Below are 20,835 nucleotides of genomic sequence, written 5' to 3'. Positions count from 1 at the left end.
CGCTCGTCCGTCACGCCAGAATGCCCTTGGTGGAGGGCACGAGATCGGCCTGCCTCGGGTCGATCTGCAAGGCGTCGCCCAAGACCCGCGCCACCGCCTTGAAGCAGGTTTCGGCGATATGGTGCGAGTTCTCGCCGTAGAGCGTCTCGATATGCAGGGTCAGCCCAGCATTCATCGCGAAGGCCTGAAAGAACTCGCGCACCAGCTGCGTGTCGAACGTGCCGATCTTCTCGGTTGGGAAGCGCGTGCGGAACACGAGGAACGGCCGGCCCGACACGTCCACCGCCGCGCGCGTCAAGGTCTCGTCCATCGCCAGATCCAGCGAGGCATAGCGCCGGATGCCGCGCCGCTCGCCCATCGCCTGCCGGATCGCCTGACCCAGCGCGATGCCGACATCCTCCACCGTGTGGTGGTCGTCCACATGCAGATCGCCCTTGGCCTCGACCCGGATGTCCATCAAGGAATGGCGCGCCAGATGATCCAGCATATGATCGAAGAAGCCGACGCCCGTCTGCACGGTTGCCCGGCCCTGCCCGTCGAGATCCACGTGAACGCGGATCTGCGTCTCCTTCGTCGCCCGATCCACCGCCCCGTCGCGCCGACCCGCCGTCACGCCCATGTTCCTGACCCTTCGTCTTAAACTCACGGGCTTCATACAGGCGCAAGGTCCTGTGCGCCAAGGGGCGTGATGGTGGATGTGAAAGGCGGGGCTGCCGCCCCGAGCCCCGCTCGGGAAGGACTTCCCGAACCCTTCCTGTCTTTTGGGACCTTTTCCGAGATCGGGGAGGGCCAGCGGCCCTCCCCGATCTCGGACACGATCCAAACGAACGAGGGGTGCAGGGGAAATCATTTCCCCTGCCGGGGTACAGGGGCAGCGCCCCTGCTCTTCGCCATCCGCCATCGCGCCCCCTTGGCGCACCGGCCTTGCGCATCCCATATGGGGCCGGAGTTCGAGACAAAGGGCATGAGACCATGATGGAGCGGCACGATCCCGCGCAGATGTATTCCACGACGATCGTGACCGTTCGCAAGAACGGCAAGGTCGTGGTGGCGGGCGACGGGCAGGTTTCGCTGGGCAACACGGTGATGAAGGGCAACGCGAAGAAGGTGCGCCGGCTCGGCAAGAACGGGCAGGTGATCGCGGGCTTCGCGGGCGCGACGGCCGATGCGTTCACGCTTCTGGAGCGGCTGGAAGCCAAGCTGGAGCAGTACCCGGACCAGCTGACGCGCGCCTGTGTCGAGCTGGCGAAGGACTGGCGCACGGACCGCTATCTGCGCCGGCTGGAGGCGATGATGATCGTCGCCGACAAGAGCGTGACGCTGACGCTGACGGGCAATGGTGATGTGCTGGAGCCGGAAAACGGCGTGATGGCGATCGGCTCGGGCGGCAATTATGCGCTCGCGGCGGCGCGGGCGCTGGCCGACACGGATTTCGGCGCGGAAGAGGTCGCGCGCCGCGCGATGAAGATCGCGGGCGAAATCTGCATCTACACCAATGGCAATGTGGTGCTGGAAAGCCTCGACGCGGACGCGTGAGGCGTAAAGCGCAAGTTCGAAACGCTACCTCATGGATCAGGCCGGCTGGAACGTCGATTTCCGCCAGTCTTGTCGATCAAGCGGCCGACCGGCGCCACCCGGCGGCCAGCAGGCCCGCACCGATCATGAGCGATCCGCCGACGCGATTGACCGTCCGCTGGACGCTCGGCCGGCGGATCGTCTGGCGGGCCATGGAGGCGAGGGTGCCGTAGAGCGCGGCGTTGATCGTGGCCAGAACCAGGAACGTCACCTCGAAGATGATCATCTGCGTGAGGAGCGGCCGCGTCGTGTCGAGAAACTGCGGCAGGAAGGCGACGAAGAATATGATGCTCTTGGGGTTCAGCGCCGTTACGACATAGGTGTGCAGGAAGATGCGCAGGGGCTTCTCGTTCGGCACTTCGGCGGCGTCGTTCACGACTCCGGTCGAGACTGGCGCGCGCCAGAGCTTGATGCCCAGATAGATTAGATAGGCCGCGCCGATCCATTTGAGCGCGGTGAAGACAGCGGCCGAAGCGGCCAGAAGCGCGCCGAGCCCCAGCATGGACGCGGTCATGGCGGTGAAGTCGCCGAGCGCTACGCCGGCGACCGTCGAGGTCGCGGCCTTGCGGCCATGGCCGAGGGCATAGGAAATCACCAGAAGGATGGTCGGTCCGGGGATGGCGAGAAGAACCGCCGACGCGGCGACGAAGGCCAGCCAATGCTCGAGAGACATGCGATTTCTCCGGTTGGACGCCGAAGCCATCCATCGATTCGAAGATTTGGCAAGAGTGTTGCCGGCTACGATTTGGCTGACGAGATGGAGCCCGGTGAGGCCGGTCTACAAGGGGAAAGGATCGGCGAACGCCTCGGGTACGACCGAGGGGGTCCGCGTAAGACCTGAGACGAGCCGAGGCTGGCTCGATCGCACGAACCGACCGCGTGTCTCGCCCCAGCGTGGCCCAGCCCACGGGCTGTCTCGCGCCGACCGGATGGGCCTCGACGGTGCTCGGGAGTCTATGAGCCAGCTTCAGGTTCCAGCCTGCCATAACCCAACCCTCACCCTTTCCCGCCGCGCCCCCGGCGCTAAGTCGGCCTTGCCAGCGCCGGGCGGATGAATTCGCAGGCCGGCCCGGAACAAGGAGTTTCCCCATGGAGTATCGGCGGTTCGGACAATCGGGTCTCAAAGTGCCCGTTCTCAGCCTGGGAACGGCGACCTTCGGCGGCTCGAACGAGTTCTTCCAGCGCTGGGGCGCGACCGATGTGGCCGATGCCTCGCGCATGGTCGATCTCTGCCTCGATCATGGCGTCAACTTCTTCGACACGGCCGACATCTATTCGGGGGGCGTGTCGGAGGAGGTGCTGGGGCAGGCGCTGAAGGGCAAGCGCGAGCGCGTGCTGATCTCGTCCAAGGGGACGTTCCGCAACGGGGAGGGCCCGAACGAGGTCGGCTCCTCGCGCCACCATCTGGTGCGCGCCTGCGAGGCCAGCCTGAAGCGGCTGGAGACCGACCATATCGACGTTTACTTCATGCACGGGTTCGACGCCTCGACCCCGGTGGACGAGACCTTGCGTGCGCTGGACGATCTGATCACGGCCGGCAAGATTTCCTATATCGGCGCGTCCAACTTCTCCGGCTGGCATCTGATGAAGTCGCTGGCGACCTCCGAGAAATACGGGCTCGCGCGCTATGTCGCCTATCAGGGCTATTACTCGCTGATCGGGCGCGACTATGAATGGGAGCTGATGCCGCTGGGGCTCGACCAGGGCGTCGGCCTCATGGTCTGGAGTCCGCTCGGCTGGGGCCGCCTCACCGGCAAGATCCGGCGCGGGCAGGAGAACAAGGGCGGGCGCATCGCCTCGGGCGGCGCGGTCGGCGGGCCGCCGGTCTCGGACGACTACGTCTATGATGTCGTGGACGCGCTGGACGCGGTGGCCGCCGAGACGGGCAAAAGCGTGTCGCAGGTCGCGCTGAACTGGCTGCTGCAACGGCCGGGCGTGTGCAACATCGTGGTCGGTGCGCGCAACGAGGAGCAGCTTCGCCAAAATCTCGGCGCGGTCGGCTGGAGCCTGACCCCGGGCCAGATCGAGCGGCTGGACAAGGCCTCGCACCGCGAACCCGTCTATCCCTATTGGCACCAGAAGGATTTCGACGAGCGCAACCCCAAGCCGACGCGCTGGTAAGCCCTTGCGCGCCGCCCCGCCTTTCGCCCGCGCCGTCGTCGTCGGGGCCTCCGGCGGCGTCGGCGGCGCTCTGGCCTTGGCGCTCGCCGAAAGCGGGGCCGAGGTCGAGGCCTTCTCGCGCTCCGGCCGCGCGCCGGGTCATCCTGCGATCCGCGCTGGCACGCTCGATCTTCTGGACGAAGCTTCGATCGCGGCGGCGGCTGCGCGTGTGAAGGCGGGCGGCGCGCCCGATCTCGTGATCGTGGCGACCGGGCTTCTGCATGGCGAGGGCGTGCAGCCGGAAAAGACCTGGCGGCAGATCGAGCCGGACGCCTTCGCGCGCCTCTTCGCGGTGAACGCGACCGGGCCGGCGCTGGTGGCCAAGCACATTCTGCCGCTTCTGCCGCGCGAGGGGCGGGCGGTCTTCGCCGCGCTCTCGGCCCGCGTCGGCTCGATCTCCGACAACAGGCTCGGCGGCTGGGTCGGCTACCGCGCGTCCAAGGCCGCGCTGAACATGATCGTGCAGACGCTGAGCCTGGAGTTGAAGCGCACCCATCCCGCCGCCTTCTGCGTCGCGCTGCATCCCGGCACGGTGGAAACCGCGCTGAGCGATCCGTTCTCGCGCAACGCCGTGCGCGTGACGCCCGAGGCGGCGGCCGGCAACCTGCTGCGGGTCCTCTCTACTCTTGCGCCGGACGACAGCGGCGGCTGCTTTGCCTGGGACGGGCAGCGCATTCCCGCGTGAACGGTTTCATCAGGTGGTGTTCGAGCCGTCCGAAAAGACGCGGCCCCGATCCCACCGCAAGGGAGTGGGGCGCCTCTACAACGGGCTGAACAAGGGGGTGGAGCCCCTCGCGCCAGCGGCCCACGTATCGGCCGACATCGGGAAACCCGAACGGTCTTCGGCCCATCCGGCGAACCGCGTGGGGCCATGCTGGGCGCGGGCATTGGTGCTAGAGGCTGTTATGAACCATAGACCAGTCTTGTGTCGGGCGAGCGAAGAACAGGCCGCCCGAGGGCGAGCCCTGCTGCGCTTGCGCAGCATGGGTCTCGCCCGTCCAACGGACAGGGAAGATCGGTCAAGACTGGTGGTCTTGGCCGCTCTGGCCGACGCTGCGGATGACTTCGCTCACCCGACCCTTCGGGCTGCCCGCCTCGAACCGCCGGAGGGCGTCGTCGGTCTTGCCGGTAGCGCCGCTACCGGCTGCGCCCGCCTTCTACCCGGCGGATCGCGGTGGGCAGCACAAAACTGGTCTATGGTCCATAACAGCCTCTAGAAAGCCGGCTCGGACGGACGGGCACGAGGTCCCCTGATGCTCACCACATTGGCTGTCGCCAACTATCGGTCCTTGCGCGATCTGGTGATCCCGCTCGGGCGGCTGACGCTGGTGACGGGCGCCAATGGCAGCGGCAAGACCAGCCTCTACCGCGCGCTGCGGCTGCTGGCCGAGACCGCGCAGGGGCGGCTGATCGCGACGCTGGCGCAGGAGGGCGGCTTCACCTCCACGCTCTGGGCCGGGCCGGAGACGATCAGCCGGACTATGCGCCAGGGCCGCGTTCCCATTCAGGGCGGCCCGCGCTCGAAGCCGATCAGCCTGGCGCTGGGCTTTGCGAGCGATGCCTATGGCTATGCGATCGATCTCGGAATGCCGAGCCCGGAAAACCCGTTTCCGCTCGACCCTGTCATCAAGGGGGAGGCGATGTGGACGGGCGAGCGCCTGTCGCGCAGCTCGCTCTTTGCCGAGCGCCGTAATGCCCTGGTGCGGCTGCGCATGTCCGACAGCGGCGTCTGGCGCGAGGCGATGGATGCGCTGTCGCCCTTCGATTCCATGGTGACGCATTGCGCCGATCCGGCCGACGGGTTCGAGCTTCTCTCCATGCGCGAGCGGATGCGCGACTGGCGCTTCTACGACGCGCTGCGCACCGACCCGGACGCGCCGGCCCGCCGCCCCGGCATCCACACCTATACGCCGGTTCTGGCGAGCGACGGAGCGGATCTCGCCGCAGCCCTCGCCACCATTCGGGTGATCGGCGACGCGCGGACGCTGGACGAGACGATCGAGGCGGCCTTTCCGGGATCGCGCCTCCTGGACGATCCGGCTGGCCTCCGGCTTCGCCAGCACGGGCTCCTGCGTCCGCTCGGGCCTACGGAACTCTCCGATGGCACGCTGCGCTTTCTCCTGCTCGTCGCCGCGCTTCTCTCGCCCCGCCCGCCCGAGCTGATGGTGCTGAACGAGCCGGAGGCGAGCCTCCACCCGTCGCTGATGCCCCCGCTGGCGCATCTCCTGAAGACCGCCGCGCGGCAGACGCAGATCGTGCTCGTCAGCCACAGCGCGGCACTGATCGCGGCGTTGCGCGAGGCCGGCGGCTGCGAGGAGGTGCGGCTGGAAAAAAGCTTCGGCGAAACGGCCGCCCCGGACTGCGAAGGCCCTGCCTGGACCTGGCCCAAGCGATAGGGGCAAGGGGGAGGCTGGCCACTTCATCCTGCCTTCGAGACATCGAACCGGCTACCGTCTGTCCTTGTCGCCCCGCAGAACCATGGCTCGCTCCGGCCGCAAAGGAGCGAACAGTTTTGGAAGAGGGTCGATGCGGCCGGCGCCGCATTCCAACAGGACGCAGCGCCGCTCGCCGCTTGAATGTCTGAAACCTTCGCTGAGCATCCCAGACCGGCTCTGCGACATGGTGACTGACGGCAAAGAGCATATCGGCCGTTAGGAAGGACTTGATCTGTTTCCAGCTAAGAGCCCACAGACAGGCTCAGTGGCCCAAAAGGCCATGGCACCGAACGGAACAGGGATGCAGGACCTGACCCCAGACATTTGGGCTCTTCTCGGCCACACGCAGGCTTTGATAGGCATCTACGATCCCTCGGGGCGGCTGGTTTACGCGAACGACGCCTTTTGCACCGCCTTCTTCATCGAGCCCGGCGAGACTCCCCTTTGGTGCGACCTCATGCGCCGGAACTATCATGCGGGCCGGGGCGTGCGGATTTCCCATCCCTGTTTCGAGGACTGGTTGCAGTCCACCCTGTCGCGCCGCGGCAAGGTGGCAAGCCTCAGCGCGGAAACCGATCTGCTGGACGGTCGCTGGCTCTGGATCGTGGAATCCACCATGCCGGACGGCTTTATGCTGTTCGTGGGAACCGACATCACGCGCCAGCGCTGCTCGCAACGTGAACTGCGCCAGGAGCGCGACATCGCCGTTCGGTTTTCGCAGACCGACCCGCTGACCAGCATTTCCAACCGGCGGCATATCATGGATGTGCTGGAGACGGTTCTGACCACCGACGTCCCACTTTCCCGCCCTCTCGGCAGCCTCTGCATTCTCGATATCGACCTCTTCAAAACGGTAAACGATCGCTTCGGCCATGTGACGGGCGACAGTGTTCTGGTGGATGTCGCCAGGACCCTGCGCGCGGGGCTTCGCACCTGCGACGCGCTCGGGCGGCTGGGCGGCGAGGAGTTCATGGTGATCCTGCCGGGCGTCGGCGCAGAAGCGGCACAGCCCATCTTGAACCGGCTGCTCTCTCTCATCAGTCACTCCTGCAAGATCGCGCAGGACCCCGACTATGTGCTCACCTGCTCCGCCGGCGCGACGGAGCTTCAGCCGGGAGAGCGATCGGACACGGCCTATTCGCGCGCCGACCGGGCGCTCTACGACGCCAAACGCGGCGGGCGCAATCGCCTGATGCTGGCATCGTGAGGCCTTGCCGGAGGTCTGGGGCAGCATCAGGACAGGCCGACCGCGCGAGGCAGGGCAAACCGTCCGTGGTCCTGTTGGATAACGCGCAAGCCTGACGTTTCGCAGGCCCGGCCATGCCGCCGATATGGGCGACGTTCGGCGCTTGGCGCGCTGATATACCATTCGCGCGCATTGTACGGGCGAGCCGCCCATCAGCTTTCCGCCATCGTCAGGAGGCGAGCGCAAAGCCGCACGGGCCCATCAAAGACGCGGCGGCGGAGGGAAAACGAGGGATCCTCTTGCGAGGACATGAAAAGCCCCTTCGGCTGTCGCCCCGGCTAACGAGGGCTGCGATCTCCTCCCGCCATATGCGATCAGAAGCCGCGACACTTCGATCTGAGCGCCGAACGGCGCGAAACCTCGGCAATTGCTCAACTCTCTGTCCCTATCCTCCCGCGACGCTTCATGATCAAACCCGCGTCGGGACGGGAGCGGACAGTCTCCGGTCGTCATCTCTCTTGGAAGACCATGGTCAAGCCGCTTACCCACCGCCCGTCCTCCACGCCGCCCGAACCGGCCATTCGCCATGCCGCCTGGCGCGAGACGCTGCGCGCGCTCTATGTCGGCGACGAGCCCAAAGCCGTGCGCTTCCAATGGGCGGTCGGGATCGTGGATATCGCCATCATCGTCTTCTTCATCTTCGCCCCGGTGCTGGAGCAGGAGCCGAGCTTTCTCTGGATCGACTATTCCGTCGCCGCGCTTCTGATCCTCGATCTCGGCACGCGGGCGCTGGCCGCGCGCTCCTTCCGGCACTGGATCGCCCGGCCGACGGTCTGGGTGGATTTCATCGTCCTGGCGACGCTGCTTGCCCCGCTCTGGCTCGCCAATCTCGGCTTCCTGCGCATCCTGCGTCTTTGGACGCTCTCGCAGAAGGATCTCTTCTGGCGCTCGCTGCGCCGGCGCGGCTACCCGGAATGGGAGGATGTCGGGCGGGCGGCGATCAATCTTCTGACCTGCCTCTTCCTGATCACCGGCTTCATCTACACCGCCTTCGCACGCGAGGGATCGGGCATGGAGGGCTATGTCGACGCGCTCTACTTCACCGTGGCGACGGTGACGACGACGGGCTTCGGCGACATCACCCTGCCGGGCACGGCCGGCAAGCTGACCTCGATCGTCACCATGATCGTCGGCATCTCGCTCTTCGTGCGCTTGGCGCAGGCCCTGTTCAAACCCTACAAGGTCTTCTTCCCGTGCCCCCAATGCGCCCTGCAACGGCACGAGCCCGATGCGGTGCATTGCAAGGCCTGCGGCCACATGCTCGCGATTCCCGACGAGGGAGCGCAGTAAGCGCCCCCTGTTTCACGTGAAACGTCAAACCGGTCTGAAACGTCAGACACCCCGGCCGGAGCGCAGCCCGTTGAGCAAAACCAAAGTGCTCGACAGGCCCATGGCGGTGGCGGCCCAGACGGGCGAGAGCAGAAGGCCGAAGGCGGGATACAGTGCGCCGGCGGCGACCGGGATCAGCAGCACATTGTAGCCGAAGGCCCAGCCGAGATTCTGGCGGATGTTGCCGAGCACGGAGCGCGACAGGGCGATGGCGCGGGGCACGTTGCCGGGCGAGGGAGCGACGAGCACGACGTCGGCCGCCTCGATGGCGACATCGGTGCCCGAGCCGATGGCCATGCCGATCTCGGCGGCGGCGAGCGCGGGCGCGTCGTTGATCCCATCGCCGACGAACAGAACCGGCCCGTGATCGCGCTGAAGCCGCCGGATGGCCTCGACCTTGCCCTCGGGCAGAACCTCGGCCACGGTCTCGTCGATGCCAAGCCTGCGCGCGACGGCCTCGGCCGTGCGCCGATCATCGCCGCTGACGAGCGCCGTGCGCAGGCCCTCGCGCTTCAGCGCGGCGACGGCCTCGGCCGCGTCCTCTCGAATCGGGTCGCTGACGGCCAGAAGCGCGGCGAGCTGGCCGTCCAGCGCCAGGAAGAGCGGTGTTGCGCCGCCTTGTGCCAGCGCCGTTGATTCCGCATCGAACGGGGCGGGGTCGAGCCCAAGCCGCTCCATGAAGCGCCGCGCGCCGATCTCGACGCGCCGCCCCTCCACCTCGGCGCGCAGGCCGAAGCCGGGCAGAGCCTCCGCGCTTCTGACGGGTGCGAGCGCGAGGCCACGAGCCTTGGCAGCCTCCACCAGCGCATGAGCGATCGGATGCTCCGAGCGCGCCTCGGCGGAGGCGGCCAGACGCAGCGCCTCGTCCGTGTCGAATCCGGGTGCGGCTTGGATCTCGCCCAGCGCGGGGCGGCCTATGGTCAGCGTCCCCGTCTTGTCGAAGGCGACGATGCGCGCGCCGCCGAGCGCCTGCAAGGCTTCGCCGCGCCGGAACAGAATGCCCTGCCGCGCCGCGCGCCCGGTGCCCACGAGAATCGAGGTTGGCGTGGCCAGACCCATGGCACAGGGGCAGGCGATGATCAGAACCGCGACGGCGGCGCTCAACGCATGGGGCAGGGCGGGCGCGGGGCCGAGCGCCAGCCAGAGCGCGAAGGTGGCGAGCGCGGCGGCGATCACGGCCGGCACGAACCAGAGCGTCACCCGGTCCACCAGCGCCTGGATCGGCAGCTTGCCGCCCTGCGCCTCTTCCACCATGCGCAGGATGCCCGACAGAACCGTGTCTCCGCCGACCTTCTCGACGCGCAGGGTCAGCGCGCCCGCGCCGTTCACCGTGCCGCCCGTCAGCGCCGCGCCCGGCTCCTTGCGCACCGGGGCGGGCTCGCCGGTCAGCATGGCCTCGTCCACGAAGCTCGCGCCCTCCTCGACACGACCGTCGGCCGGCACGCGCTCGCCGGGGCGGATGGCGACGAGATCGCCGGGGCGAAGGGTGGATATGGGAACGCGCTGGGTCTGGCCTCCAGAGTCGATCCGCTCGGCCTCGGCCGGCTGAAGCTTGGCGAGCGCGCGGATCGCCTGACCCGTCTGCCCTCTGGCGCGCGCTTCCATCCAGCGGCCGATGAGCACCAGCGCGACGATGGTGCTTGCCGCCTCGTAATAGACATGCACGGCCTCGGCCGGCAGGAGCGCGGGCGCGAAGGTGGCGACCAGCGAATAGAGATAGGCCGCGAGCGTGCCGATCGCGACCAGCGAGTTCATGTCGGGCGCGCCCTTGAGGAGGAGCGGCAGGCCGATGCGATAAAAGCGCAGGCCGGGGCCGAAGAGCACGAGCGTCGCCAGCGCGGCCTGGATGCGCCAGCTCGTCTCCATGCCGATCGCGCCCTTTATGGTGTGATGCAGGGCGGGCACGAGATGGCCGCCCATCTCGACAACGAAGAGCGGCGCGGCGAGCGCCAGCGCCAGAAGCGCGCGATGCTTGAGGCCATCAGTCTCGGCCTCGGCGCGGGCCGCACGCTCGTCCCGCCTCGCTTGCGGTGGCGTGTCGCTGTCCAGACGTGCGTCGTAGCCGGCCTCTTCCACGGCGGCGACGAGATCGGCCGGCGCGAGCGCGGGAGACGCCGTGACATGCGCCTGCCCCGTCGCCAGATTGACGGAGGCCTCGGTCACGTCAGGCAGGGCGCGGAGCGCGCGCTCGACGCGGCCGACGCAGGAGGCGCAGCTCATGCCCTCGACGGAGAGTGTCAGGCGGCGCGGCGGCACGTCATAGCCGGCATCCTCGATCGCCCGGACGGCGGCGGCGGCATCGGCCTCGCCGGCAAAGTGGATGGCCGCCTCGCCGGTCGCCAGATTGACCGAGGCCTCGGTGACATCGGGCACGGCGCGAAGCGCGCGCTCGACGCGGCCGACGCAGGAGGCGCAACTCATTCCCTCGACCGGCAGGGTGAGACTGGAGGATATCAAACGGGCAGGAAGGGTCTCGTTCATGGCTGGGCGTCCGACATTGTCGCGATCGCACGCTCTCGAAAAGCGCTGCCTTCCTCAAATGGAAGCCTCCCGCGCGGGAAGGTCAAGGCCGGGCCTTGTCGAAAACAGACCGGCCTTGCCAAGCCCGTCCGCGCAGCCCCATGTCAGGGGAAATTCCCGCCCCTATCGACAGGCCTCAAGGAGACGGATCATGAAACTGCGGATCGACGATATGACCTGCGAGGGCTGCGCCCGCGCGGTGACCCGCACCATCCAGCGCCTCGACCCCGGCGCACAGGTACAGGTGGACCGTCCGGGCGGCACGGCGGATGTGACGACGCAGGCGGAAGGCGAAGCGCTGGTGAGCGCGCTGGCGAAGGCCGGCTATCCCGCGCAGATTCTGGCGGCGTAGCACGCTCGGCGAAGGCTGGGTTTGGGCGCTGAGGCGACAGACTTAAAGGCAATGAATGGTCTCCATTCGCACCGTTGCAAATGATCCGGCCTTTGCGTTGGAGTATGAGATCATACGCGCAATGTCGGAAGCGTAGAGTGGCCAGCCCAGCCGGATGGTATCGGCTGGCCGCTTGGCTGCCTTTTTGCGCTGATGGCAGGCGTCGGCCGCGCTGCAAGCTGGATAAGAGGGGGCCTCTATCGCCGGCCTCTCCCGGCGCTGTTTCGAGCCGCGTCCCGGCAGGCTTATGCGGCGGTTGCTTTGGAGTGATGGATCGCGGGCCGACCCAGGATGGCTCTTTCAAGATCAGTCGCCCGCACCCCCACGTCATCGCAGCGCTACGCAGAGGCCCGAGCGGCGTTCAGCGCAGGGCGGTGTTTGCCCGCGCGCCCTGCCCTCAAAACCCCTCGACCACCCGCAGGCCCCCGCGAAAGCGCCGGGCGTTTTCGACATAGGTCTCGGCCGAGCGCTTGAGGCCTTTGAGCGTCGCCTCGTCCAGAAGGCGCACGGCCTTGGCCGGGGCGCCGATGATGAGCGAGCCTTCGGGGAACTCCTTGCCTTCCGTCACCAGCGCGCCCGCGCCGACGAGGCAGTTGGGGCCGACGCGCGCGCCGTTCAGCACCGTCGCGCCCATGCCGATCAGCGTGTTGTCGCCGATGGTGCAGCCATGGACGATGGCGTGATGGCCGATCGTGCAGTCCGCGCCGATCGTGAGCGGAAAGCCGGGATCGACATGGAGCATCGCGCCTTCCTGAATGTTCGTGCGCGCGCCGACCGTGATCGTGCCTTTGTCGCCGCGCAGCACCGCGCCGAACCAGATGCCGACATCCTCGCCCAGCGCGACGTCCCCGATCACATGCGCATCGGGCGCGATGAAGAGGCGGTCGGGCGCGGGGAGGCGGGGCGTGAGATCGTCGAGGGCATAGACGGGCATGGAAACCTCCCTTTAGAGCGCCTAACAATACCTCGCGGGGTCGGCTTGTCGGGTCTTTTCGTCAGCCGCTTTGTCCCGAATGCTCGCCGATGCTGACCTAGCATCGACTGCGCTTCGCTCCGCGCGGACTGACGAAAATCCCTCCACCAGCCTCCGCCCGGAGGTTTTGTTAGGCACTCTTAGTCAGACGCTGGGGCTCAGCAACTCGCAGGCGGCGAGCGACAGGGCGACGACGCCGTTGCGGATGGCGCGCTCGTCCGGCTGATAGTCCGAATTGTGAAGCTCGTCCCGGCGGCCCGGCGTCATGGAGCCGATGCCGAGCTGAAAGGCGGGCACCTTCTCTCCGATCAGCGCGAAATCCTCCGCGCCGAGCGAGGGGCTGGCCTCCAGAAGCGCCTCGCGGCCGAAATGATTCTCCACCGCGCGCATCGTGGCGCGCATCACGCGCTCGTCGCTCACGAGCGGCGGCGTGCCGCGTTCCCAGTCGAGGCGGCATTCGAGCCGCAGCGAGGTGGAGACGCCCTCGCAATGACGCCGGATCGCCGCTTCCATGGCCGTGCGGTCGGCGTCCAGATGGGTGCGCACCGTGCCGCGCAGGCGCACCGCGTCGGGAATGATGTTGGGCGCGAGCCCGCCCTCGATGACGCCGATGGTGAGGACGATCGGGCGCATCGGGTTCATCTCGCGCGAGACGATGGTCTGGAGTTGCAGGACCAGCGTCGCGGCGCCCACGATCGGATCGGCGGTCAGATGCGGGCGCGCGGCGTGGCCGGAGCGGCCCGAGACGGTGATGGTGAACTCGTCCGACGAGCCGCCCGCAACGCCCGGCACGAAGGAGAAGCTGCCGACCGGCTCGCCGGGGTAATTGTGGAAGCCGAGCGCCAGATCGACGCCCTCCAGCGCGCCGTCCCGCATCATCTTCGCCGCGCCGCTATCCGACACTTCCTCGGCCGGCTGAAACATCAGCTCGATGCGCCCCGAGAGATCGGGCGCGATGCGCTGGAGCACTTCGGCGACGCCGATCAGCGTCGCGGTGTGGAGATCGTGTCCGCAGGCATGCATCTTGCCGGGAATGGTCGAGGCATAGGGCAGGCCGGTCTGTTCCTGGATCGGCAGCGCGTCCATGTCGGCGCGCAGGAGCACGGTCGGGCCAGGGCGGCCGGTGTCGATCGTCGCCATGACACCCGTGCCGCCGACCTTGGTGCGATGGGGCACGCCGATGCGCGCGAGCTCGCGCGCCACCACGCCGCTGGTGCGCACTTCCTCGTGGGCGAGTTCGGGATGGGCGTGCAGGTCGCGGCGGATGTCGATGAGGGCGGGTTCGATCTCGCCGGCGATCGCTTCGATCCGGGGTCCGATATGATTGCTGGTCATCGGCGTCTCTTCAGTCCTGTTCGTGCCCGCCTATGGGCTCGCATCCCCGCCGGGCCATGACGGCACCGCGCCGGGTCTCCTTCTCTCTTGTCCCGCGTTTCGCGCGCGCTTTCCAGTGCGAAGCGGCAGAAGGAAGGAAGCCATATCACGAGAAAAGGAGATGACATTGACGTTTACGGAAGAGTAGTCTGTTCGCGCTTGCCCCGCCTCATGTCTTTGGGAGAAGACGAGAGACGGAACGGGGCATGGGAGGAGGCGGATATGAACAAGCCATGGCTGGCGCGTTATCCCGAGGGTATGCCGGCGGAGCTCGGCCCCGTGCCCTACGAGACGCTGGCCGATCTCCTGAACGAGGCGTTCCGCAATTTCGCCGGGCGTCCCGCCTTCCGCCTCATGGGTGTCGATCTCACCTATTCGGACCTCGACCGCGCCTCCACGCGCTTTGCGGCCTATCTTCAGGGCCTCGGCCTTCAGCCCGGCGATCGCATCTCGCTGATGATGCCCAATATCTTCCAGTATCCCGTGGCCGTCGCGGGCGCGCTGCGGGCGGGTCTGGTCGTGGTCAACACCAACCCGCTCTATACCCCGCGCGAACTGGCCCATCAGCTGAACGATTCGGGCGCTCGGGCGATCGTCGTGCTCGAAAACATGGCCCATACGCTGGAGCAGTGCCGCGCCGAGGTGCCCGCGCTGGAGCATGTGGTGGTGACTTCAGTCGGCGACATGCTGCCGGGGCTGAAGGGGCATCTCGTCAATTTCGTGCTGCGCTACGTCAAGCGCGCCGTGCCGGCCTATCGCCTGCCGGGCGCGGTTCGCTGGCGCCAAGCGTTGAGCCAGGGCGCGGGCGGGCGCTTCATGCCCATCCGGCGCACGGCCGAGGAGCCGGCGATCCTGCAATATACCGGCGGCACGACGGGTGTCGCCAAGGGCGCGGTGCTGACCAACCGCAACATCGTCTCCAACGTGCTCCAGTCCGAACTCTGGAACCGGCCGGCGACGCGCCTCGTGCCGGCGAGCGATCAGGTGGTGACCGTCTGCGCGCTGCCGATCTACCATATTTTCGGCTTCACCGTGAACATGATGCTGTCGCTGCGCCAGGGCGGCTGCAATCTCCTGATCCCCAATCCACGTGATATTCCCGCTGTCATCAAGACGCTCAAAAGCGGGCCGTTTCATCTCTTTCCCGCCGTCAACACGCTGTTCGGCGCGATCGCCCGGCACAAGGACGCCGCCAGCGTCGATTGGAGCCATATGGTCATGTCGCTCGGCGGTGGCATGGCCGTGCAGAGGGCGACGGCGGAAAAATGGCTGGCACTGACGGGCAAGACGATCTGCGAGGGCTATGGCCTGTCGGAAACCTCTCCCTCGGCCGCCTGCAACATCGTGACCAGTCGGGACTATACGGGCACGATCGGCTATCCGCTGCCGTCCACCGAGTTCTCCATCCTGTCGGACGACGAGACGCATCTGCTGCCGGGCGAGGCCGGCGAGATCGCCATTCGCGGGCCGCAGGTCATGATCGGCTACTGGAACCGCCCGGAGGACACGCGCCGCGCCTTCGCACCCGGCGGGTGGTTCAAGTCCGGCGACATCGGCATCATGGACGAGACGGGCGCAATCCGCATCGTGGATCGCAAGAAGGACATGATCAACGTTTCGGGCTTCAACGTCTATCCCAACGAGATCGAGGATGTGGTGACGCGGATGCCGGGCGTGGCGGAGGCGGCCGTGGTCGGCGTGCCCGACGAGAATTCGGGCGAGGCGGTGAAGCTCTTTCTCGTGCGCTCCGACGAAGGCTTGAGCGCGGAGGCGGTGAAGCAATATTGCCGCGAGAACCTGACCGGTTACAAGCGCCCGCGCGAGATCGAGTTCCGCGACGAACTGCCCAAGAGCGGCGTCGGCAAGGTGCTGCGCCGGGCGCTGCGCGACTGACATTTTCTGCGCAGGCCGGCGGCGGACGGGGCTGACGACGCACCTAGGACTTTCTTTCATCCATTGGATAAGGTTTGTATGCAGGCGCCGAAGCGGCTATCGCGGAATGGGCCTTGCGCGCCGGTTCGGCGGAGAGCCGCCCGAAGCGACCCGCCACACGAGGACCTGCCATGAGCGAGCCAGCCGACACGCCCGCGCCCGAGCGCAAGCGCGGCTCCGGCGTGAAAATGGTCTATGACCTCCTGCGCGACGAGATCCTCGACCTCGTCCTGCCGCCGGGGAGCCCGATCGACGAGGTGCAACTGGCCGAGCGCTTCGGCATGTCGCGCACGCCGATCCGCGAGGCCCTGGTGCGCCTCTCGGGCGAGGGGCTGGTGCACACGCTGCCCAACCGCTCGGCCGTCGTCGCTCATATCGACTTTCTGAACCTGCATACGTTCTTCGACGCTCTGGTGCTGATGTACCGCGTCACCACGCGGCTGGCCGCCGAGCATCATCGGCCCGAAGACCTGGAGCCGATCCGCGCGCGCCAGGCCGAGTTCGCCCGCGCGGTGGCCGATCAGGACGCGCTCGCCATGATCGCCACCAACGCCGCTTTCCATTCCGCGATCGCGGAAGCGGGGCGAAATCCCTATTTCCTCGGCCTGTTCAACCGCATTCTGGACGAGGGGCGGCGCATCCTGCGCATCTACTACAATTCCTACGAGGACCGCCTGCCGCAGCAATTCGTGGACGAGCACGAGGAGATCATCCTCAAGATCGCCGCGCGCGATCAGGAGGGCGCCGACCGCCTCGCCCGCATCCACGCCGAGCAGATCGTGCGCCAAGTGCAGACGCTGTTTTCGCGCGGCGGCCAGCTCGACATCGCGCTTTGAATCTCTGCCTTCCGTTTTGGATGCCACAAAGGCCGTCTCGTTTCGCGAGGCGGCCTTTTTGCTTTCGGGGACTGCGCAACCCATCAAAATCTTGTCGACAAATAAAATGCAATACGCGATAGTCACGCCAGAACGGCGGGAACGATGGCTTGAAGCTCACCGCTGGGGTCCCACGAGGAGTTTACAGGTGAAGGCTCAGATCTTTTCCGGCGTCATTCCCGCCCTGATGACGCCCTGCAAGGCCGACCGCACGCCCGACTACGATGCGCTGGTGCGCAAGGGTCAGGAGCTGATCGCGGCCGGCATGTCGGCCGTGGTCTATTGCGGCTCGATGGGCGACTGGCCGCTCCTGACCGACGAGCAGCGCATGGAAGGCGTCGCGCGCCTGACCGCCGCCGGCATTCCGGTGATCGTCGGCACCGGCGCGGTCAACACCGCCTCGGCCGTCGCCCATGCCGCTCATGCGCAGAAGGTCGGCGCCAAGGGCCTCATGGTGATCCCGCGCGTTCTCTCGCGCGGCTCGGTGATCCCGGCCCAGCGCGCGCATTTCAAGGCCATCCTCGCGGCCGCGCCGGATCTGCCGGCGGTCATCTACAACAGCCCCTATTATGGCTTTGCGACCCGCGCCGATCTCTTCTTCGCCTTGCGCGCCGAGCATTCCAATCTCGTCGGCTTCAAGGAGTTCGGCGGCCCGGCCGACATGCGCTACGCCGCCGAGACGATCACCAGCCGCGACGATGGCGTCTCGCTGATGATCGGCGTCGACACGGCTGTGACCCATGGCTTCATCAATTGCGGCGCAACGGGCGCGATCACCGGCATCGGCAATGTGCTGCCGAAGGAAGTCATCCAGCTCTGCACCCTCGCCCAGAAGGCGGCCACCGGCGACGCGCTCGCCCGCCGGCAGGCCAAGGAGCTGGAAGAGGCGCTCGCCGTCCTCTCCTCCTTCGACGAAGGCCCGGACCTGGTTCTCTACTTCAAGCACATGATGGTGCTGAAGGGCTTTGCCGAATACACGCTCCACTTCAATGAGAGCGACGAACTCAGCGAAAGCCAGCGCGGCTATGTCGAAGCGCAGCTGAAGCTCTTCGACACCTGGTATGCCGACTGGTCGAAGCGCGAAGGCCTCGCGGCCTGATCGTCGCTGCACCGTGAATTCGAAAGGGCGGGTCTCGCAGGAGGCCCGCCCTTTTTTGTGTTTCGCTTGCGTTTGCCTCAGAGCGCCACGGCGTCGAGCCCTTCGGCTTCGAGCCGGTCGAGCTGGGCGCGTTCGCTGGATGAGAGCGTGATGCCGTCCCGCTCCGACACCACCCGCGCGGCGAAGCGGCGCTGCGAGGGCAGGCGCGCGCCCTGGCCGACAATCGCCTCGAACAGCGTTTCGGCCCGCGCGAAGGGATCGCCCTCGCGGCCCGCCGCGAAACGCTCGGGCGAGAAGGCGAGGATCAGCTCGCCATGGCTGGGGGAAAGATTGGTGGAGCCGAGCTGGCGCAGCGATTCGAGGCTGGTCAGATCGCCGATCATGATGCCGGCCAGAAGCTCGATCATGGTGGAGATGGCCGAGCCCTTGTGTCCGCCGAAGGTCAGCATCGCGCCGGCGAGCGCCGCTTCGGGGTCGCGCGTCGGCTGGCCGGCGGCGTCGAGCGCCCAGCCCTCGGGCAGCGTTTCGCCGGCGCGCCGCTTCAGCTCGATCTCGCCGCGCGCCGCCACCGAGGTTGCGAAATCGAAGACATAGGGCTCGGCGTCCCGGCGCGGCCAGCCAAAGGCGAGGGGATTGGTGCCGAGCAGCGGCTCCTTGCCGCCCGTCGGCGCGACGGTCGCGTAGCTCGGGCAGAGCGCCAGCGCGGCGAGCCCATGCGCCGCGACCGCCTCCACCTCTGGCCAGAGCGCGGAGAAATGCGTGCAATCGTTGATCACCAGCGCGGCCATTCCGAGCGTTCGCGCGCGCTCGGCCAGATGCGGCAGGCCAAGTTCGAAGGCCGGGTTGGCAAAGCCGCCCTTGGCGTTGACCCGAAGGATCGCCGAGCCATCGTCGGGCATGAGCTCGGGCACGGCGTCCGCCTGCACCTTGCCGGCCTTCACCGTGCGCAGCGCGCCCTCGATCCGGTAGATGCCGTGCGACTTGCAGGCGTCGCGCTCGCCGGCCACGATGACGCGCGACAGCGCGCCGGCCTGTACAGTGTTCAAGCCGCCCTTGCGGAAGATCGCCTCGACGCGGGTGAGAAGCGCGGGGACGGACAGGGCGTCTAGGCTTGCGGTCATGGGCCGATCCTTGGCGTCTGAGGCCGGACATCGCCGGCAGTGAATCTTGCATACAGAAAGAATATCGAAAACGGGAGCTTTGGCGCGCTGTGCACTGCACAAGAACCCGCCCTGCCGATTTCCTTCGCAAGTGCAAAAAATTCGAGCAGGGAGGGGGTCTTGCACACTTGTTGTATTTTCTGTTTGATGTCCCCATTCGGGGGCCGGCGATCCGCAGCGCCTGAGGCCGACACAACAAGGGGACAGCGCATGAAGACCAAGGCCATCGTACTCAGCCTCTTGGCTGCCACTGCCTTCGCTGGCGCGGCCAAGGCCGACAAGCTGGACGACATCATCGGTTCGGGCACGCTGCGCTGCGCGGTGGTTCTCGACTTCCCGCCCATGGGCTCGCGCGACGCGGCCAACAACCCGGTCGGCTTCGACGTCGATTACTGCAACGATCTGGCAAAAGCCCTCGGCGTCACCGCCGAGATCGTCGAGACCCCGTTCCCCGAGCGCATTCCCGCGCTGATGTCGGGCCGCGTCGATGTCGGCGTCGCCTCGACCTCCGACACGCTGGAGCGTGCCAAGACGGTCGGCATGACCATTCCCTATTTCGCCTTCGAGATGGCCGTGACCGCCAACGACAAGTCGGGCGTCAAGTCCTTCGAGGACATGAAGGGCAAGACCGTCGGCGCGACCGCCGGCACCTACGAGGCCATCGCGCTGGAGAAGCAGGTGAAGGCGTGGGGCACGGGCACGTTCCGCCCCTATCAGACGCAGGCCGACGTCTTCCTAGCGCTGAGCCAGGGCCAGCTCGACGCGACCGTTTCCACCTCCACAGTGGCGCAGGCCAATGTGAAGACCGGCAATTTTCCCGGCATCTCGGTGGTCGGCAAGGCGCCCTTCGACATCGACTATGTCGCGCTCTTCACCAACCGCGAAGAATACGGCATGATCAACTACCTGAACCTCTTCATCAATCAGCAGGTTCGCACCGGCCGCTACAAGGAACTCTACGAGAAGTGGGTCGGCGGCGAGGCTCCGAGCCTGACCGTGCCCGGCGTTTACCGCTAAGCTCTTGCCTCTGCCCGGCGGCGCGTGGGGGCCTCCCCCTCGCGCCGCCGGCTTTTTCCCGAGGGCGCGACGGCCATGTTCAACTATTCGTTTCGATGGAATCAGGCCCTCAAGGCCCTGCCGCAGATGCTGGACGGCGCGCTCGTCACGCTTCAGGTGGCGCTCCTGTCCATGGCGATCGGCCTCGCCTTCGCCATTCTGCTGACCCTGTTTCGCCGCTCCGACAGCCGCATCCTCAAGGGCTTCGCGACGACCTGGGTGGAAGTGGCGCGCAACACGCCCGCGCTCTTCCAGATCTACATGGCGCATTTCGGCCTCGGGGCCTTCGGCATCCATCTCAGCCCCTATCTCTCGCTGCTCGCCGGCATCGCCTTCAACAATGCCGGCTATCTCGCCGAGAATTTCCGGGGCGCGCTGAAGGCGATCCCCGAGACGCAGGCCCGCGCCGGGCGCTCGCTGGGCATGAGTTCGCTTCAGGCCTTCCGCTTCATCGTCCTGCCGCAGATGCTGCGCATCGCCTTCCTGCCGATCACCAATCAGATGGTCTGGGCCATTCTCATGACCTCGCTCGGCGTCACCGTCGGCATGAACACCGATCTCGCCGGCATCACGCAGGAGCTGAACGCGCGCTCCTTCCGCACCTTCGAGTTCTTCGCCATCGCCGCCGTCATCTATTACGTCATCGCCAAGGCCGTGACGCTCGCCGCGCGCCTCGTCGCCTGGCGCCTGTTCCGGTCCTGAGGGTCGCG

At 67.1% G+C, this 20,835-nt stretch carries 18 protein-coding genes; 12 read left to right on the top strand and 6 right to left on the bottom strand.

The annotated features are described in order from the left end of the window. Window positions 1-10 precede the first annotated feature (10 nt). Window positions 11-619: an imidazoleglycerol-phosphate dehydratase HisB gene (gene hisB, locus AUL28_RS00445; RefSeq protein WP_062219765.1), complete on the bottom strand. Its 609-nt coding sequence runs from the start codon at window positions 617-619 to the stop codon at window positions 11-13. Between the two features lie 353 nt (window positions 620-972). On the opposite strand from hisB, the gene hslV reads away from it, so the two are divergent. Further along, window positions 973-1,536 (top strand): ATP-dependent protease subunit HslV, encoded by a 564-nt coding sequence (hslV, locus tag AUL28_RS00440; RefSeq protein ID WP_244493362.1) that lies wholly within the window; start codon window positions 973-975, stop codon window positions 1,534-1,536. 76 nt (window positions 1,537-1,612) lie between these two features. Here hslV and AUL28_RS00435 read toward each other — a convergent pair whose 3' ends face one another. Next, complete coding sequence (locus AUL28_RS00435; RefSeq protein ID WP_062230177.1) at window positions 1,613-2,248, bottom strand: LysE family translocator; 636 nt, start codon at window positions 2,246-2,248, stop codon at window positions 1,613-1,615. Between the two features lie 416 nt (window positions 2,249-2,664). Between AUL28_RS00435 and AUL28_RS00430 the strand changes: the two genes are divergently transcribed. From AUL28_RS00430 to AUL28_RS00410, 5 genes are all read left to right on the top strand, one after another. Then, a complete protein-coding gene (locus AUL28_RS00430; protein WP_058635886.1) occupies window positions 2,665-3,696 on the top strand; it encodes an aldo/keto reductase in 1,032 nt (343 codons plus the stop codon). 4 nt (window positions 3,697-3,700) lie between these two features. Next, on the top strand, window positions 3,701-4,420 hold the full coding sequence (locus tag AUL28_RS00425) for an SDR family NAD(P)-dependent oxidoreductase (protein ID WP_062230175.1): 720 nt from the start codon (window positions 3,701-3,703) through the stop codon (window positions 4,418-4,420). A gap of 568 nt (window positions 4,421-4,988) precedes the next feature. Next, a complete protein-coding gene (locus AUL28_RS00420) occupies window positions 4,989-6,131 on the top strand; it encodes an AAA family ATPase (protein ID WP_062230173.1) in 1,143 nt (380 codons plus the stop codon). Window positions 6,132-6,471: 340 nt separating this feature from the next. Beyond that, the gene (locus AUL28_RS00415) at window positions 6,472-7,377 is read left to right on the top strand and encodes a GGDEF domain-containing protein (RefSeq protein WP_244493361.1); all 906 of its coding nucleotides are present in this window, start codon (window positions 6,472-6,474) and stop codon (window positions 7,375-7,377) included. A gap of 507 nt (window positions 7,378-7,884) precedes the next feature. Continuing rightward, a complete protein-coding gene (locus AUL28_RS00410; protein WP_082640140.1) occupies window positions 7,885-8,706 on the top strand; it encodes a potassium channel family protein in 822 nt (273 codons plus the stop codon). Window positions 8,707-8,748: 42 nt separating this feature from the next. Here AUL28_RS00410 and AUL28_RS00405 read toward each other — a convergent pair whose 3' ends face one another. Beyond that, on the bottom strand, window positions 8,749-11,226 hold the full coding sequence (locus tag AUL28_RS00405) for a heavy metal translocating P-type ATPase (protein WP_062230171.1): 2,478 nt from the start codon (window positions 11,224-11,226) through the stop codon (window positions 8,749-8,751). Window positions 11,227-11,416: 190 nt separating this feature from the next. On the opposite strand from AUL28_RS00405, the gene AUL28_RS00400 reads away from it, so the two are divergent. Beyond that, entirely contained in the window at window positions 11,417-11,617 is a 201-nt protein-coding gene (locus AUL28_RS00400; RefSeq protein WP_062230169.1) for a heavy-metal-associated domain-containing protein, read from the top strand. Window positions 11,618-12,053: 436 nt separating this feature from the next. Here AUL28_RS00400 and AUL28_RS00395 read toward each other — a convergent pair whose 3' ends face one another. Continuing rightward, on the bottom strand, window positions 12,054-12,590 hold the full coding sequence (locus AUL28_RS00395; RefSeq protein ID WP_062230167.1) for a gamma carbonic anhydrase family protein: 537 nt from the start codon (window positions 12,588-12,590) through the stop codon (window positions 12,054-12,056). 183 nt (window positions 12,591-12,773) lie between these two features. Continuing rightward, on the bottom strand, window positions 12,774-13,964 hold the full coding sequence (locus AUL28_RS00390) for a M20 metallopeptidase family protein (RefSeq protein ID WP_062230165.1): 1,191 nt from the start codon (window positions 13,962-13,964) through the stop codon (window positions 12,774-12,776). A gap of 261 nt (window positions 13,965-14,225) precedes the next feature. On the opposite strand from AUL28_RS00390, the gene AUL28_RS00385 reads away from it, so the two are divergent. The 3 genes from AUL28_RS00385 to AUL28_RS00375 all read left to right on the top strand — a co-directional run bounded on the left by AUL28_RS00385 (window position 14,226) and on the right by AUL28_RS00375 (window position 17,909). Then, on the top strand, window positions 14,226-15,896 hold the full coding sequence (locus tag AUL28_RS00385) for an AMP-binding protein (protein ID WP_062230163.1): 1,671 nt from the start codon (window positions 14,226-14,228) through the stop codon (window positions 15,894-15,896). Window positions 15,897-16,066: 170 nt separating this feature from the next. Continuing rightward, window positions 16,067-16,771 (top strand): GntR family transcriptional regulator, encoded by a 705-nt coding sequence (locus tag AUL28_RS00380; protein ID WP_058635879.1) that lies wholly within the window; start codon window positions 16,067-16,069, stop codon window positions 16,769-16,771. A gap of 187 nt (window positions 16,772-16,958) precedes the next feature. Continuing rightward, window positions 16,959-17,909, top strand: a complete 951-nt coding sequence (locus AUL28_RS00375) for a dihydrodipicolinate synthase family protein (protein ID WP_058598872.1) — start codon at window positions 16,959-16,961, stop codon at window positions 17,907-17,909. Between the two features lie 77 nt (window positions 17,910-17,986). Here the strand turns inward: AUL28_RS00375 and AUL28_RS00370 are convergent, their stop codons facing one another. Then, window positions 17,987-19,030 (bottom strand): Ldh family oxidoreductase, encoded by a 1,044-nt coding sequence (locus AUL28_RS00370; RefSeq protein ID WP_062230161.1) that lies wholly within the window; start codon window positions 19,028-19,030, stop codon window positions 17,987-17,989. Window positions 19,031-19,279: 249 nt separating this feature from the next. Here AUL28_RS00370 and AUL28_RS00365 point away from each other — a divergent pair, with 249 nt between their 5' ends. Further along, window positions 19,280-20,086, top strand: coding sequence for an ABC transporter substrate-binding protein (locus AUL28_RS00365; protein WP_062230159.1), 807 nt, complete (start codon window positions 19,280-19,282; stop codon window positions 20,084-20,086). Window positions 20,087-20,161: 75 nt separating this feature from the next. Then, window positions 20,162-20,827, top strand: a complete 666-nt coding sequence (locus AUL28_RS00360) for an amino acid ABC transporter permease (RefSeq protein ID WP_058598869.1) — start codon at window positions 20,162-20,164, stop codon at window positions 20,825-20,827. Window positions 20,828-20,835: the final 8 nt, after the last annotated feature.

This window comes from Aureimonas sp. N4 (genome assembly GCF_001463925.1).
GTDB classification, from domain to species: domain Bacteria; phylum Pseudomonadota; class Alphaproteobacteria; order Rhizobiales; family Rhizobiaceae; genus Aureimonas; species Aureimonas ureilytica_A.
This window is presented reverse-complemented; position numbering and strand designations above follow the sequence as displayed.

Bases quoted from the DNA above. Each gene is read 5' to 3' on its own strand.
- AUL28_RS00410 (WP_082640140.1), top strand. From the start codon at position 7,885: ATGGTCAAGCCGCTTACCCACCGCCCGTCCTCCACGCCGCCCGAACCG.
- AUL28_RS00405 (WP_062230171.1), bottom strand. From the start codon at position 11,226: ATGAACGAGACCCTTCCTGCCCGTTTGATATCCTCCAGTCTCACCCTG.
- AUL28_RS00435 (WP_062230177.1), bottom strand. From the start codon at position 2,248: ATGTCTCTCGAGCATTGGCTGGCCTTCGTCGCCGCGTCGGCGGTTCTT.
- AUL28_RS00380 (WP_058635879.1), top strand. From the start codon at position 16,067: ATGAGCGAGCCAGCCGACACGCCCGCGCCCGAGCGCAAGCGCGGCTCC.
- AUL28_RS00430 (WP_058635886.1), top strand. From the start codon at position 2,665: ATGGAGTATCGGCGGTTCGGACAATCGGGTCTCAAAGTGCCCGTTCTC.
- AUL28_RS00400 (WP_062230169.1), top strand. From the start codon at position 11,417: ATGAAACTGCGGATCGACGATATGACCTGCGAGGGCTGCGCCCGCGCG.
- AUL28_RS00420 (WP_062230173.1), top strand. From the start codon at position 4,989: ATGCTCACCACATTGGCTGTCGCCAACTATCGGTCCTTGCGCGATCTG.
- AUL28_RS00390 (WP_062230165.1), bottom strand. From the start codon at position 13,964: ATGACCAGCAATCATATCGGACCCCGGATCGAAGCGATCGCCGGCGAG.
- AUL28_RS00385 (WP_062230163.1), top strand. From the start codon at position 14,226: ATGAACAAGCCATGGCTGGCGCGTTATCCCGAGGGTATGCCGGCGGAG.
- hslV (WP_244493362.1), top strand. From the start codon at position 973: ATGATGGAGCGGCACGATCCCGCGCAGATGTATTCCACGACGATCGTG.
- AUL28_RS00365 (WP_062230159.1), top strand. From the start codon at position 19,280: ATGAAGACCAAGGCCATCGTACTCAGCCTCTTGGCTGCCACTGCCTTC.
- AUL28_RS00360 (WP_058598869.1), top strand. From the start codon at position 20,162: ATGTTCAACTATTCGTTTCGATGGAATCAGGCCCTCAAGGCCCTGCCG.
- AUL28_RS00395 (WP_062230167.1), bottom strand. From the start codon at position 12,590: ATGCCCGTCTATGCCCTCGACGATCTCACGCCCCGCCTCCCCGCGCCC.
- AUL28_RS00370 (WP_062230161.1), bottom strand. From the start codon at position 19,030: ATGACCGCAAGCCTAGACGCCCTGTCCGTCCCCGCGCTTCTCACCCGC.
- AUL28_RS00415 (WP_244493361.1), top strand. From the start codon at position 6,472: ATGCAGGACCTGACCCCAGACATTTGGGCTCTTCTCGGCCACACGCAG.
- hisB (WP_062219765.1), bottom strand. From the start codon at position 619: ATGGGCGTGACGGCGGGTCGGCGCGACGGGGCGGTGGATCGGGCGACG.